This window comes from Anoxynatronum buryatiense (assembly GCF_900182905.1).
GTDB classification, from domain to species: Bacteria; Bacillota; Clostridia; order Peptostreptococcales; family Tindalliaceae; genus Anoxynatronum; species Anoxynatronum buryatiense.
In genome coordinates this window covers 41,629-56,555 of sequence record NZ_FXUF01000014.1, presented here as the reverse complement: position 1 = coordinate 56,555, position 14,927 = coordinate 41,629, and the positions used below count along the sequence as shown (strand labels likewise).

The window sequence follows — 14,927 nt, the reverse complement described above, 5'->3', positions numbered from 1 at the left end:
GTCACCAAAACAGAAATGAAGGAGGTCATATTAAACATGAAACAAACAAGAAAACAAATCGGCAGTCTGCTGATGGCGGTGTGCCTGATCTTTACAATGCTGCCGATAGCAGCCTTTGCAGATTCCACAAGCGAAATCACTGCCTTTGCAGATTTGGCAGAGGAGGTAGCTTTACAGGAAGTAGCATTCGGCACACCCGAGGAGGCATTAACCCTTCCAGGCACGTTGAATGTCACCATAACCAGCGGTGTACCTTCCACAGCAACCGTATCCACCTGGGTATATGCTCCTGTTTATGACAGCAATACGGCAGGTACCTATACCTTGACACCAACCCTTGATTTATCGCCGGATGTGACACTGGCACCCGGTGTAACGCCACCCACGATAACCGTAAAGGTGTTAGAATTTGTTCCTGTTACAGGCATTACTCAGGTGCAGGACACATTGGGAATGGGTAATTCCGTTACTCTAATCGGCACGGTTGCCCCTGCAAACGCATCAAATCAGGCTATTTCCTGGAGCATTAAAGATGCGGGAACCACTGGCGCCTCCATTACCGAAGGCACGCTATTTGCGCCAGTTGATGGTACCGTTACGGTAACAGCGACCATCGCAAATGGCATTGAAATCGGTACAGATTACACACAGGACTTTACCTTGACGGTGAATCGATTACCCTATACTTTCAATTGGTGGAGCGTCCGGAGTCCATTAGCAGAGGGTGATTTGCTTCGAAGTACATGCTATGGCAACGGCACCTTTGTGGCGGTGGGAGATAATGGAACCATTCTGACCTCACCAGACGGCGTGACCCGGACCACCCGAAACTCCGGCACCACGAATGACCTCTGGGGAGTAACTTATGGCAACGGCACCTTTGTGGCGGTGGGAAAAAGTGAAACCATTCTGACCTCACCAGACGGCGTGACCTGGACCACCCGAAAATCCGGCGGCTTTTATTTACTCAAGGGAGTAGGTTACGGCAACAATATGTTTGTTGCAGTGGGATGGGTGGCGGGAGGTGTTGGAATGATTCTGACCTCACCAGACGGCGTGACCTGGACGCCCCGAACCTCCGGCACCACGAATAACCTCATAGGAGTAAGTTACGGCAACAGCACCTTTGTGGTGGTGGGAAGTAGTGGAACCATTCTGACCTCAGCGGACGGAGTGACCTGGACCCCCCGAACCTCCGGCACCACGAATGAACTCTGGGGAGTAAGTTACGGCAACAGCACCTTTGTGGCGGTGGGAAGTAGTGGAACCATTCAGACCTCAGCGGACGGAGTAACCTGGACCCCCCGAACCTCTGGCATCACGAATCACCTCAGAGGAGTAAGTTGCGTCAACAGTACCTTTGTGGCGGTGGGAACAGGTGGAATCATTCTGACCTCACCGGACGGAGAGACCTGGACCACCCAAACCTCCGGCACCACGAATGAACTCTGGGGAGCAAGTTACGGCAACGGCACTTTTGTGGCGGTGGGAAGGAGTAGAACCGTTCTGACCTCACCGAACGGAGAGACCTGGGCTAACAAAACCTACGGCACCACGAATGACCTCTATGGAGTAAGTTACGGCAACGGCACCTTTGTGGCGGTGGGAAGTGGTGGAACCATTCTGACCTCACTGGAGGGAATGAACTGGATATCCCAAACCTCCGGCACCCCGAAAGACCTCTATGGAGTAAGTTACGGCAACGGCACTTTTGTGGCGGTGGGGAGGAGTGGAACCATTCTGACCTCACCGGACGGAGAGGCCTGGACCCCCCAAATCTCCGGTACAACTAATTTACTCTTTGGGGTAAGTTACGGCAACGGCATTTTTGCGGTGGTGGGAGATGTTGGAATTATTCTGACCTCGCCGGACGGAGTGACCTGGACCCGCCAAGACTATACCATGAGGCCCCTCAGAGGAGTAAGTTACGGTAACAGCACCTTTGTGGCGGTGGGAGCGTTTGGAGACATTCGGACCTCACCGGACGGAGTGACCTGGACCTTCCAAACCTCCGGCAACGCTAATTATCTCATGGAAGTAATTTACGGCAACAGCACCTTTATGGCGGTGGGAGCAAGTGGAACCGTTCTGACCTCACGGGACGGAGTGACCTGGACCTCCCGAACCTCTGGCTCCGCTATTTACGGGAGCCTTAGCGGAGTAAGCTACGGCAACGGCGCCTTTGTGGCGGTGGGAGATAATGGAATCATTTGGATCTCACAGGACGGAGTGACATGGACCCCCCAAATTTTCAACTTCACTGATGACTTCTACCCCCATGCAGTAAGTTACGCCAACGGTATCTTTGTGACGGTGGGAGACGGTGGGTATATTATACAATCAGGGACGTTCACAACCTACGCGGTGACCGTCAACAGTGGTATTGCAAGCCCGTCTACAGCGGGGGAGAATACAACGGTTACCATCACCGCCAATACCGCACCCAGTGGTAAACAATTCAAAGAGTGGACGGTTGAAAGCGGCGGTATCACCCTTGTAAATCCACAGGCATCAAGCACCACCTTCACCATGCCTGCACGTGCAGTGGAGATAACGGCGACCTATGAGGATCTTCCCGTCGCCGCTCCGGTCATTACCAAGCACCCGCAGAATGTTACCGTGCTGGAGGGTGACACTGCCACATTTACCATAACCGCGGACAATGCGACGAGTTATCAGTGGTACACTACTGCTAGTGATAATGACATCCCGTGGGATAGTAACGGAAGGATCCAAGATACCATTAATAAAGTTTCTGGCGCAACAACATCGACGCTGACCATCAACAATGTCACCGAGAAGATGAACGGCGCAATGATTTATTGCAATGCTTATGGTGAAGGGAACAGCATTGCTGGGAGTAGTGTAGCGTATCTCAGCGTTTCAGTTGGCGGCGACATAACAGAGCATGCTGTCACCGTCAACAGCGGTACTGCAAGTCCGTCCACAGCGGCGGAGAATACAACTGTTTCAATAACCGCAAATACCGCACCCAGTGGTAAACAATTCAAAGAGTGGACGGTTGAAAGCGGCGGTATCACCCTTGTAAATCCACAGGCATCAAGCACCACCTTTACCATGCCAGCGAACGATGTGGAGATAACCGCAACCTATGAGAATATTCCCGCTGGCGTCACACCGGTCACCGGAGTGACGTTGAACAGACACAGCCTGTCCCTTTACAGCAACACCACACCCAAAACGGCAGTCATGACAGCCGCCGTCGCGCCTGCCAGTGCCACAGATCAATCCGTAACATGGCAGAGCAGCAACACATCCGTTGCCACCGTAGATACAAACGGCACAGTAAGAGCCATTGGCAACGGCACCACGACCATTACCGTGAGAACCACCGACGGCGGCTACACAGCAAATTGCACCGTGACAGTATCTACCTATACAAGCGGCGACGGCTCATCCTCCGGCAGCAGTTCCGGCGGCAACAGTTCAAGTGGCAGCAGTGCTACAAATGCAATCACTGTAACGGAAAATCAGCCAAACCAGCCGATTACAGCAGTGGCTTCCGTCACGGCCACAGCCGGAACAAACGGCACCGCCAGCGCAGCCATTCCCGATAAAGCTGTCACTGACGCCATCTCTAAAGCACAGGCTGAGGCAACCAAACAGGAGAAAACCGAAAACGGTATAGCGATTGCGTTAACTGTTGCCATGCCAAAAGACACAACCGCACTCACAGCAACCTTCTCACGTAATGCCCTGAACAGCCTTGTGAGTGCAGGCGTCACACATCTTGAAATCAACGGTGCCCCTGTGAGAGTCACCTTTGACCAAAAAGCGCTGAGAGAAATCCAAAAACAAACAAGCGGCACCATAAACATTACCATTGCTCCGAAAACGAACCTTACTGAAGCAGCAAAGAAAATGATTGGCACAAGACCCGTATACAACATCACCGTAGGTGATGGAAATAACGACACAGTCTCCAGCTTTGGCGAAGGGTTTGCGACGATAGCCATCCCATACACACCGGCAAATGGTGAAGTGATAAGTGGCTTGTACGCCGTTTATGTGGATGAAAATGGTCATGCAACCCGTGTGGAAGGTTCAGCCTATCATGTAGACAGTGGCAGTGTTCGATTGACGACACCACATTTCTCTATGTATGGGGTAGGCTACACCGCACCAAGCGAAAAGCTTACCGATATCAGTACCCATTGGGCAAAGGAAAACATTGCCTATCTGGTGGACAACGAAATTTTACCAGGCATAACAGAAACGACTTTTGCACCTGACACCGCCATGACGCGCGAAATGCTTGTAGCAGCGCTGGGCAGACTGGCAGAAGCGAATGTAAGCAGTTATACCACAAGCAGTTTCACTGATGTGAAAGTGGGAAGCGCTTTTCAGCCATATATTGAATGGGCGCATGAAAAAGGCATCATTCGGGGCATTGGCAATGATCAGTTTGCTCCTGAAAGGGCAATCACCCGTGAGGAAATAGCCGTCATTGTGACAAAATTCACCAAGGCTACCGAAGCCAACCTGCCTGTAACCCGTGAGGCAACTACCTATGCAGACGATTCCAGTATAAACAGCACCTACAAGACTGCGGTCATAGCCATGCAGCAGGCAGGCATTATGACGGGCGGAACAAACAACACGTTCAACCCAAAATCAAATGCAACACGTGCAGAGGTTTCTTCCATGCTTCACCGCTACATCAAACTGACCGTTGATTGAGGTATAAAGAAAAACTAGTGCTTATCAGCAAGACATAGTGTTGTACTACGATTGACAGGTATGAAGTCGATGAAAATGGCGTGAGAAAGACGAAATAGATGGTAACAGTGAAGAACGCACAGGCATCAGCCTGTGCGTTCTTTTACAATTCATCGGTAATCGGGTGGTTGTAAGATCAACAAATATGATTTTCGTAGGCATCTTTATTGGAGGAGTACTAATGGTGACTCGTTTTTCGACGGAATTAATTATTCAAAAGCCTTGATAAGAATACTGGCATTATGTCCTCCAAAGCCCAGTGAATTGGAAAGGGTGGCCTTAACTGAAGCCGAAACTGCCTTGTTGGGCACGTAGTTCAGGTCGCAGGCGGCGTCGGGATTTTCATAATTAACAGTGGGCGGTACCAGCTGGTGCTGCAGAGCCATTACGCAGGCAATGGCTTCCACACCGCCGGCAGCCCCCAGCAGATGGCCGGTCATGGATTTGGTGGAACTGACCAACAGGCTGGCAGCGTGATCGCCAAAGACCTTTTTGATGGCAAGGGTTTCCAGCCGGTCGTTGTAATCAGTGCTGGTGCCGTGGGCATTGATGTAATCAATGGCCTCCGGAGCTAAACCGGCATCTGCCAGTGCCTTTGTCATGGCTCTGGCGGCCCCGGCGCCTTCCGGGTCGGGAGCAGTGATATGGTGGGCATCTGTGTGGGTGCCGTACCCTGCCATTTCGGCATAGATGGTGGCGCCTCGTGCTTGGGCGTGTTCCAGTGATTCCAGAACAATAATCCCGGCACCTTCTCCCATCACGAAGCCGTCTCGCTCAGCATCGAAAGGGCGACTGGCCTTGGCTGGGTCGTCATTTCGGGTGGAGAGGGCTTTCATGGAAGAAAAGCCGGCAATGGAAATAGGGGTAATGGAAGCTTCGGTACCTCCGGTGATGATGGCCTTGGCCGCGCCCCGCTGAATCATTTTGAATGCTTCGCCGATGGCGTTGGTGGCAGAGGCACAGGCGGTGACGATGGTCATGTTGGGCCCCTTGGCATGGGTGAGGATGGCCACCTGGCCGGCAGCCAGATTGGAGATCATCATGGGGATGGTAAAAGGACTGACCCGGCGGGGGCCCCGGCTCAGTAGATTTTGGTGTTGCTCTTCCAATGTGGCCAGGCCGCCGATGCCACAACCCAGAATCACACCCAGTTCGTCAGGGTCAATACCGCCCTGATCCAGCCCGGCGTTTTTCAGCGCTTCCAGTGATGCCACAGCTGCGAACTGTGTAAAGCGATCCATTTTTTTGGCTTCTCGTTTATCCAGCACTTGATCTGGTTCAAAATTTTTCACCTCAGCGGCAAACTGGACGGGAAATTCGGAAGCATCGAAATGGGTAATGGGACCAGCGCCCACGGCACCACTCACAAGCCCTTTCCAAAAACTGTCAACACCGGTACCGATGGGAGTGACACATCCCATGCCGGTGATCACCACACGTTGATTGTTCATAAAAACCCTCCTTCTAAAAGAACAGGACTTCGCCGTCAGCGGCAGTGTCCTGTTCAATCATGGCTGCAAGACACTGATAGGCTTACGCCTGACGTGACTCAACGTAGCGGGCGATGTCGCCGATGTTTTTGAACTGTTCTGCATCTTCGTCGGAGATTTCAATGCCGAACTCATCTTCAATGGCCATGACAATTTCCACGGCGTCCAGTGAATCCGCTTCAAGGTCGTTCATGATGGATGTTTCCGGCTTAATGTTGCTCAGATCATCAATTTCAAGTTGTTCGGCAATGATTTTAGCGATTTTTTCAAACATGGTTGGTTTCCTCCTAATGTTGGTTTCATGGTTGGTTGATTGATTTTATGGCATGAACTCATTCGATGATAATCCATTGAATGAGGGTTCATCTAATGTTACATGGCCATGCCGCCGTTCACCTGCAGTACCTGACCGGTGATGTACCGGCCGCCTGCTCCTGCCAGATAGGCAACGGCTTCGGCAATATCTTCTGCTTTGCCCAATTGATTCAATGGGATCTGGGCCAGCAACTGTTCTTTTACCTGGGTTGAAAGGGCGTCGGTCATTTCGGTTTCAATGAATCCTGGTGCCACAGTGTTCACGGTGATGTGCTTGGGGGCCAGTTCCCGAGCCAGGGATTTGGTCAGACCGATGAGACCTGCCTTTGAAGCGCTGTAATTTGCCTGGCCGGCATTTCCCATAACGCCCACAACAGAAGAGATGTTGATGATGCGGCCACCTTTGGCCTTCATCATATCTTTGGCAACAGCCCGGCTCATGAGAAAGGCGCTGGTCAGGTTCGTATCCAACACCTGCTGCCAGTCACTGGTTTTCATGCGTACCAAAAGCCCGTCCCGGGTGATGCCGGCGTTGTTTACCAGAATGGTGACAGGGCCAAATGTTTCCTTGATGGATGCCATCATGCGGGTGACCTGTTCTTCGTCGGAAACATCAGCCTGTGCGATCATGGCTTCGGAACCCAGGGCTTCGACGGCTTGTTTGACTTCAAGCGCCGAGCTCTCCTGCCGGGCATAATTGATCACGATCCGTGCGCCAGATTGAGCCATCTTCAGGGCAATGGCCCGGCCGATGCCCCGGGAGGCTCCTGTGATCAGCACCACTTGATTGGACAATTCCATGATAACCCTCCTTTGTTAATGTTTCTGCAACGGTATTTAACTGATCATAAGTTTCGATGTGCATGCCGGAGGCTTTCAACCCATGAGTTTTGGCGGTTCGCTTCACAAAGCCAGTCAGGCTGTTGGAAGGACCAATTTCCACAAAGGTATTGCATCCGGTGTGCATCATGTTCAACAGGTTCTTTTCCCAGAGAACGGGGTGACTTACCTGTTTCACCAGTGCAGCGGCAATTTCGGTGGTGTCGGCCATGTCGCCACCGGTGACATTGCTGAAAAACAGCTGATTGGGTGCCTGCAGGGTAATGGAGGCCAGGTTGATCTTCAGCCGCTCGCCTGCAGAGTCCAGCATGGGAGTGTGGAAGGGAGCACTGACGGTGAGCATCACCGCTTTTTTGGCGCCGGCTTCTTTGCAGGCTTCCATGGCTCTTTTCACAGCAGCGGTTTCGCCCGAAAGGACAATCTGTCCGGGGCAGTTGAAATTGGCAACGGCCACGAAGCCGACACGGCGCCCTGCGGAAAGGCAGTCTTCAAGTGCTTCCGGGTCAAGACCCAGAATGGCGGCCATCCCGCCCTTATCTTCGGGAACAGCCTCCTGCATGTACTTTCCCCGGTATTTAACCAGACGCACGGCGTCGGCGAAGGCCAGGGAACCGGCATGTACCAGGGCGGTGTATTCCCCCAGGCTGAGACCGGCTGTCATGGTGGACTGGAATCCCAGGGCGGTGAGGGTGCGAAGCATGGCCACACTGGTGGTCAGAATGGCCGGTTGAGTGATTTCGGTGCGGGTCAGTTCCGATTCGGGGCCTTCGTGACACAGTCGTGCAAGGGGAATGCCCAGGGCTTCCTCTGCCTCCTGGAAGGTTTCCCGGGCCAGGGGATGCTGCTGGTAGAAGTCTTTGCCCATTCCCACATACTGAGCGCCCTGACCGGGGAAAATGAATGCCAGATGGGTCATGGGGCGGTCACTCCTTTCAATTGGTTCAACATTTCCAGCTGCCGGCCGGCAGCTTCCATGATCTGGTGAATGATGTCGGCACAGGGCAGAATATCCTGCATCATACCGGCGATTTGACCGGCCATGACGGAACCATTTTCAATGTCGCCATCCTGAACTGCGATGCGCAGACGGCCTGTTCCCATTTTTTCAAGTTCTTCCTGACTAATGCCTTCCTTCTCCATGCGGAGCAGGTCACGGGTGAATTTGTTTTTCAGTACCCGTACCGGATGACCGGTACTGCGGGCGGTGACGATGGCATCCCGGTCGCCGGCTTTCACCAGCATTTCTTTGTAAGCGTGGTGGGCTTCGCATTCCACAGAGCAGACAAAGCGGGTGCCCATTTGAACCGCCTGTGCCCCCAAGGCCAGTGCTGCCAATAGGCCGTTGCCATCGGCAATGCCGCCGGCAGCAATCACGGGAATTTTCACCGCTCTCACCACTTGGGGCACCAGCGCCATGGTGGTGAGTTCACCAACATGACCGCCAGCTTCGGTTCCTTCCACAATGACAGCATCAGCCCCCTGTTTTTCCATGCGCTTGGCCAGAGCAACGGAAGGGACGACGGGAATGACTTTGGCTCCATAGGACTTGAATAGTTCCATGAATTTTCCAGGGTTCCCGGCACCGGTGGTAACCACAGGCACCTGTTGTCGACAGACAACTTCCACCACTTCGTTCACAAATGGGGAAAGGAGCATGACATTCACCCCAAAAGGTTTGTCTGTCAGAGAGCGGGTGCGGATAATTTCTGCTTCAACCACCTGTGCAGGCGCATTACCGGCAGCGACGATCCCAAGGCCGCCGGCATTGGAGACCGCAGCGGCCAGCGATGCGGTTGCCACCCAGGCCATACCGCCCTGGAGAATGGGAACACGTATATTTAATTGTTGACATAAAGGGGTCTGAAAGTTCATGGGAGTTCCTCCTTGCTACTTTTCGTGTACCATCGTGTGAGTATCAGCATGTCCACCTGAGAAGAGAAGCTCCCCAGGTGAGACCGCCGCCAAAGGCCAGCATTAATACCAGTTGTCCGGGTTCTATCAGTCCCTTGCGCCAGGCCTCATCCAGTGCCACTGGAATGGAGGCGGCCGACATGTTGCCGTAATGCTGCAGGTTCATGAACACTTTTTCCGACGGGATCTGGAGGCGCTTGCCCAGGGTTTCGATGATGCGCCGGTTGGCCTGGTGAGGCACCAGCCAGTCGATGGCACTCAGGGGTGTGTCGGTGTTTTCCAGCAGGTTCAGGGCGGCCTGTTCCATGGCGCGAACAGCCATTTTAAAGACTTCGCTGCCGTTCATCTGAATATAGTGTTGTCGCAGGGGGAAGGTTTCTGCTGTCAGGGGGATGCGACTGCCGCCGGCGGGTACCTGCAGAATGTCGCCATAGCGTCCGTCGGAACCCAACTGAGTTCCCAACAATCCCTGAGAATCTTCTGACCCGCTCAGTACAACGGCACCGGCACCATCACCAAAGAGAACGCAGGTGTTACGATCCTGAAAATCAACGATGCGGGTCATCAGGTCAACACCCACCACCAGCACATGGCGGCAAACACCACTTTCGACGTACTGGGCGCCATTGGACAACGCAAACAAAAATCCGGCGCAGGCAGCGCTGAGGTCATAGGCAAAAGCGTTAAAGGCCTTCAGATTTTTTTGCAGGACACAGGCGGTGGAAGGAAAAATCATGTCGGGGGTACTGGTGGCCACAATGATGGCACCCAGATCAGAAGCTTCAATACCTGCTGTGGCAAGTGCCTTTTCAGCGGCTTCGGTTGCCAGGTCAGAAGCTGCCTGACCAGAAGCTGCCTGACGGCGTTCATGGATGCCGGTGCGGGTACGAATCCATTCATCATTGGTATCCACCAGACGTTCGAGGTCCTTATTGGTAATGACAGTTTCAGGCACCTGACTGCCGATGCCGCTCAAAATTGCCTTTTGTTGTAGACTCAATGCATTCACTCCTCAGACCCGAAGGGAAAAATACGAACAGGATATAGTGATAACTATTAGGACCAGATACTAAAAAAATAATAACAGAATTTAAGTCGATGCGCAAGTCCTTTTCTGGAAATGTGTGGCGGCACGATTGTCATACCGGGTTGCGCGGCTGTTTGTAAGACGCAGGATGAATTAAAGTGGGAGTTTTTTCGCAAGGAAAAACAGGCAGCTGATTCAGCTGCCTGCCTTTCCTTGCGTATGGCGCTCTGAAGGTGCTTTGTGGGAGGCTGTGATGGCGATGGGTTACATGGCATCCCTGAAAATTCCGATGACCTGCTCCAAGTCGGGGCATCGGGGGTTGGTGGCGCCGCAGGCGTCTTTCATGGCATTTTTCGCCATGACTTCAAGATCTTTCTCTTTGACACCAATTTCCTTCAGACCGGCAGGAATACCGATGTCTGCAGAGAGCTTGCGAATGGCATCGATGGCTTTGTCGGCTGCGTCACGAGTGGATAATCCGTCGAGGTTTTCGCCCATTGCTTCTGCGATATCGGCAAAACGGTCCATTTTAGCGATGAGGTTGAATTTGGAAACAGCCGGCAGGAGAATTGCGTTACAGACGCCGTGGGGAAGGTCATAAAAACCGCCCAGTTGGTGAGCCATGGCATGGACATAACCAAGAACTGCGTTGTTGAAAGCCATTCCACCCAGGAACTGGGCATACATCATGGCATCGCGGGCTTGCATGTCCTGGCCGTTGGCAACGGCTGCCCTCAGATTTTCCGAAATCAGACGGATGGCCATCAGTGCTGCAGAGTCGGTTACAGGAGTGGATACGGTGGACACATACGCTTCGACGGCGTGGGTAAGGGCGTCCATACCGGTGGCAGCTGTCAGAGACGGCGGCATGCCTTTCATGATTTCGGAATCATTGAAGGAGACCGTTGGGGTACAGCGCCAGTCAACGATGGCCATTTTCACTTTGGTATCAGTGTTGGTGATGATGCAAAAGCGGGTCATTTCACTGGCAGTACCGGCAGTCGTGTTGATGGCCAACAATGGCGGTCCGGCTTTTTTGCTCTTGTTGACACCTTCATAATCCCGGATATGGCCGCCGCCGCCAACAACAAAGGCGATCCCTTTGGCACAATCATGAGAAGAACCGCCTCCCAGGGAAACAATGCAGTCGCATTTGTTTTCCTTGAAGACATCCACCCCATCATGCACATTTTTGTCGGTGGGATTGGGCTGGGCGCCGCCAAAAATAACAGCGTCCACTTTGGCATCCTTCAGATACTTGGCAACATCAGGGGCCACTGCTTTTTCAAGGAAATTGTCGGTGACAATGAGGGCTTTTTTCAAACCTCTCATCTTGGCCTCTTCGCCCACCAGTTTGGCGGCGCCGGGGCCCATGTGGTTGACTGACGGCATGAAATACGAGTTTGACATACAATTTGCCTCCTTTTTTATCCCTGCGTGTTTTGGTGCATAAAAGCACCGGGTGTGTGTACTACCGATAAAATGCAAGGGTTATACCAACTGATCATGTGAAAAAACGAACAATAAAGTTAATATTGTAACAATTCAAAATAAACCGCCAATAGCAAGAGGTGGAGGTGAAAGAAAAAAAATAAATATTTTGAGGGCCCCACAAAAAATAGCAGAAAAAAAAGAGGGAAGGTAAAAAAGAAAAATGGAATGTGCTTTAATAGAACAACTAAACGGAACAGTGTTACAAAATAGAACACTTTTGAAAGGATGCATCGTACGAAAATGACACACCTGCCTTGTCGCACAATGGAGGAATATGATATACTGATTTTCAAGAAAACTCCATCGAAATCGTGAAGTGAGGTGCTAAACCATGAAAATGAATGTAATGGAAATTATGGCCTGTATTCCCCACCGATATCCCTTTTTACTGATTGACGGTGTGGAGATTGAAGAAGCGGGAAAAAGAGCAGTGGGCTTTAAAAATGTCACCATCAACGAACCTTTTTTTCAGGGGCATTTCCCTCAGGAGCCTGTGATGCCAGGCGTTTTAATTCTGGAGGCCTTGGCGCAGGTAGGTGCTGTGCTGTTGCTAAACGAACCGGATTACAAAGGGAAAACGGCCTATTTTGCCGGGGTGGATCAAGCCCGGTTCCGGCGCAAGGTAGTGCCGGGTGATGTGCTGCGTCTGGAAATTGAAATCACCAAACTGCGTCGTTCCTTTGGAGCCGGAAAAGGTGTGGCGACGGTGAACGGCGAAAAGGCAGCAGAAGCGGAAATCCTCTTTGCCATTTCTTGAGGAACCGCTGCTGCTGCCTGATATTGATGGAGAAGGCATGGGTTGCCAGTCTGGTTCAGACTGGCACTATCCGGGTGGTCGACTGATGAGAGGACTCATTGGGTGCTGTTATATCGATGGGGCGGTCCGCTTCATCAAAAAGAGACAGGCTGTGGAGCGGGTGTTTTGACAATGCGGCAGCGGCAGTCATAGTAGATGGCCTGCATGCCAAGATCTGACAAACCTGCATCTGTCAGATGGTTCACAGCTCCCTGGCGTAACCAGCTGCCCTGATTCATCACCATGGTGTCATGACGTACCCGGTCATCCAGTCGAAAACGAACCGCCAGTGATCCGTTGGCAGATTCCAGATAGAGGTTGGCACCCTCAATAACGCCATTAGTTTCTGCGGTGTTGGGGTGAATACGCACTTCAGGGAGTTGGTGAGCGGGTTGCGTGCGCAGGTGCTGGGTGTGAAGTGAACTGGAAGCGTGAACTGTCAGTAAATGGTAGGGATAGTCGGGCTGGTGGGGGGAAGCCAGAAAGAATGCATCTGGATCTTCTGGTTTCAGGAACTCAAACAGGCCCGATTGTGTTTCAAAAACACCTTTGTCCCAGGGCAGTTCTCTTCCGGGAACGGTGATGCGTTTTCCTTTGAGATCATCCGGGGGTATGTTCAGGTAGCGGCACAAAGGAGCCACGGCGGTGGAAAGGTAGGTATCCACATTTGGGTATCGATCCAAAAAATCCTTCAGTTCCAGCCGGCGAGCCAGTTCGTGAAAAATGGTGAACTCATGGCGCACATCTGCTGGAGGCGTAACGGCCTGCTCAGTCCAGGTAAGCTGGTTATGCCACATGGAACCGAACACCACGTCAGATTCTTCCAGAATCATGGTGGCGGGCAACACGTAATCAGCCTGCTGGGCGGTATCGGTCATAAAATGATCAATGACCACTTTGAAAGGAATCTGCCGAAAGGCCGCCAGGGTGGCGTTGGTGTCAGGCAGCTGAACAACGGGATTGCCCCTGGTCACCAGGATACCCTGAACCGCTGGTGAAGGATGGCTGTTGATAAAAGCAGCAAACCGGCTTCGGGGAAAGGTGCGGCCAGTTGTTGCCGGAGTGTTTTCCAGATAGTCATGGTCAATCCACTGGCTGGTGTGCCGGTGAGCGTAATTGACGCCGCCGCCGGGTACTCCCAGATTGCCGGTGATGGCTCCCAGGGCATCGATGAGGCGCACATTGCGGCCCCCAAACCGATTTCGCTGAACGCCATAACCCAGGTAAATGGCAGCAGATGGTGCCTGGCCGTAGGTGTCGGCAAGACGGTGAACCTGATCAATATTGAGTCCGGTGGCCACGATCAGGCTTTCCATGGAAAACTGTTCCAGTTGATCAAGGAAAGCACCGGCTCCCTGGCAATGCCGGCGGAGATAACTCATATCCAGCAATTGCTTTTCCTTCAGCAGTTTGGCCAGGGCCAGGGCCAGATGACCGTCACTGCCGGGGCGCAGTGCCAAATGCTCATCAGCCAGGGAAGCGCTGGCGCTCTTCACCGGATCAATGAGAAAGACAGGCACTTGCCGTTCTCTCAGCTTTTTAATAAAAGGGACTAAATGAATATTCGTAGCGGCGGGGTTGCGCCCCCAGAGCACCAGGCAGTGGGAATTGGTCAGATCTTCCGGAGGATGGCTGTAGCTGTTTCCGAAATCCAGTTTCTGGGCCGCCATGCCTGCCCCCAGGCACAGGCTGCCCACAGGGGTGGTGACGCCTCCCAATGCGTTGAAAAAGGCTGTGTCAATATTTTTGGAGAGGCCGCCATGGCCGCCCTCGCTGTAATGAATCATGGCAGTGGGGCCGTGATCTGCCAGCAGTTGTTTCAGCTTCAGGGAAATTTCGTCCAGTGCCTGTGTCCAGGAAATTGTTTCCCATGATTCTCCGTGGCGCTTCATGGGATGTTTTAGCCGGTCAGGGTGCTGAAACCGTTCAGCGATGGCCCCGCCTTTTTGGCACAAAAATCCCTGGGTGATGCGGTCGCGGGGATCGCCAGTTACCTGAAGAACCTGGTTATTTTCCACAGTGACCTTCATGCTGCAGACATCCCAGCAATCTAAAGAACAAGCGCTTTGAAAAATAGGCATTCATATCATCCTTTCATCAAGTGCGAGGTTACTTTTATTATAGCTGGGTTGAAGCAAAAGGCAATAGCAGGGTAATGGCAACGAAGCTGCCGGGATGCTGATGAGGGTAAGGGGTAAACGGATTGCCGTGATGAGATGAAGCCTGGCGAATGATTCAATGACCGTTGCAACTGCTAAGTTTTGGGTATGAATAGCAAAGATGATACCGGTTTCACCGGTGGGTGAAGGATCAT

The 14,927-nt window shown here is 52.5% G+C and carries 10 protein-coding genes; 2 read left to right on the top strand and 8 right to left on the bottom strand.

Annotated elements, in window-relative coordinates; all coding sequences use genetic code 11:
• Positions 1-36: 36 nt before the first annotated feature.
• The gene (locus QOL74_RS14850; RefSeq protein WP_283410284.1) at positions 37-4,701 is read left to right on the top strand and encodes an S-layer homology domain-containing protein; all 4,665 of its coding nucleotides are present in this window, start codon (positions 37-39) and stop codon (positions 4,699-4,701) included.
• A gap of 248 nt (positions 4,702-4,949) precedes the next feature.
• Here the strand turns inward: QOL74_RS14850 and fabF are convergent, their stop codons facing one another.
• The 7 genes from fabF to QOL74_RS14815 all read right to left on the bottom strand — a co-directional run bounded on the left by fabF (position 4,950) and on the right by QOL74_RS14815 (position 11,733).
• Positions 4,950-6,191, bottom strand: coding sequence for a beta-ketoacyl-ACP synthase II (gene fabF, locus QOL74_RS14845; protein ID WP_283410283.1), 1,242 nt, complete (start codon positions 6,189-6,191; stop codon positions 4,950-4,952).
• A gap of 82 nt (positions 6,192-6,273) precedes the next feature.
• Positions 6,274-6,504: an acyl carrier protein gene (gene acpP, locus QOL74_RS14840; protein WP_283410282.1), complete on the bottom strand. Its 231-nt coding sequence runs from the start codon at positions 6,502-6,504 to the stop codon at positions 6,274-6,276.
• Between the two features lie 98 nt (positions 6,505-6,602).
• On the bottom strand, positions 6,603-7,325 hold the full coding sequence (gene fabG, locus QOL74_RS14835) for a 3-oxoacyl-[acyl-carrier-protein] reductase (protein WP_283410324.1): 723 nt from the start codon (positions 7,323-7,325) through the stop codon (positions 6,603-6,605).
• The gene (gene fabD, locus QOL74_RS14830) at positions 7,213-8,301 is read right to left on the bottom strand and encodes an ACP S-malonyltransferase (RefSeq protein ID WP_283410281.1); all 1,089 of its coding nucleotides are present in this window, start codon (positions 8,299-8,301) and stop codon (positions 7,213-7,215) included. The genes fabG and fabD overlap by 113 nt, the downstream gene beginning before the upstream one ends.
• Positions 8,298-9,257: an enoyl-[acyl-carrier-protein] reductase FabK gene (fabK, locus tag QOL74_RS14825; RefSeq protein WP_283410280.1), complete on the bottom strand. Its 960-nt coding sequence runs from the start codon at positions 9,255-9,257 to the stop codon at positions 8,298-8,300. Before fabK ends, fabD begins: the two co-directional genes overlap by 4 nt.
• A 43-nt stretch (positions 9,258-9,300) precedes the next feature.
• Entirely contained in the window at positions 9,301-10,296 is a 996-nt protein-coding gene (locus tag QOL74_RS14820) for a beta-ketoacyl-ACP synthase III (protein ID WP_283410279.1), read from the bottom strand.
• Between the two features lie 291 nt (positions 10,297-10,587).
• Entirely contained in the window at positions 10,588-11,733 is a 1,146-nt protein-coding gene (locus tag QOL74_RS14815; protein ID WP_283410278.1) for an iron-containing alcohol dehydrogenase, read from the bottom strand.
• 415 nt (positions 11,734-12,148) lie between these two features.
• Here QOL74_RS14815 and fabZ point away from each other — a divergent pair, with 415 nt between their 5' ends.
• The gene (gene fabZ / locus QOL74_RS14810; protein ID WP_283410277.1) at positions 12,149-12,574 is read left to right on the top strand and encodes a 3-hydroxyacyl-ACP dehydratase FabZ; all 426 of its coding nucleotides are present in this window, start codon (positions 12,149-12,151) and stop codon (positions 12,572-12,574) included.
• A gap of 134 nt (positions 12,575-12,708) precedes the next feature.
• Here fabZ and QOL74_RS14805 read toward each other — a convergent pair whose 3' ends face one another.
• Entirely contained in the window at positions 12,709-14,694 is a 1,986-nt protein-coding gene (locus QOL74_RS14805) for a molybdopterin-dependent oxidoreductase (protein ID WP_283410276.1), read from the bottom strand.
• Positions 14,695-14,927: the final 233 nt, after the last annotated feature.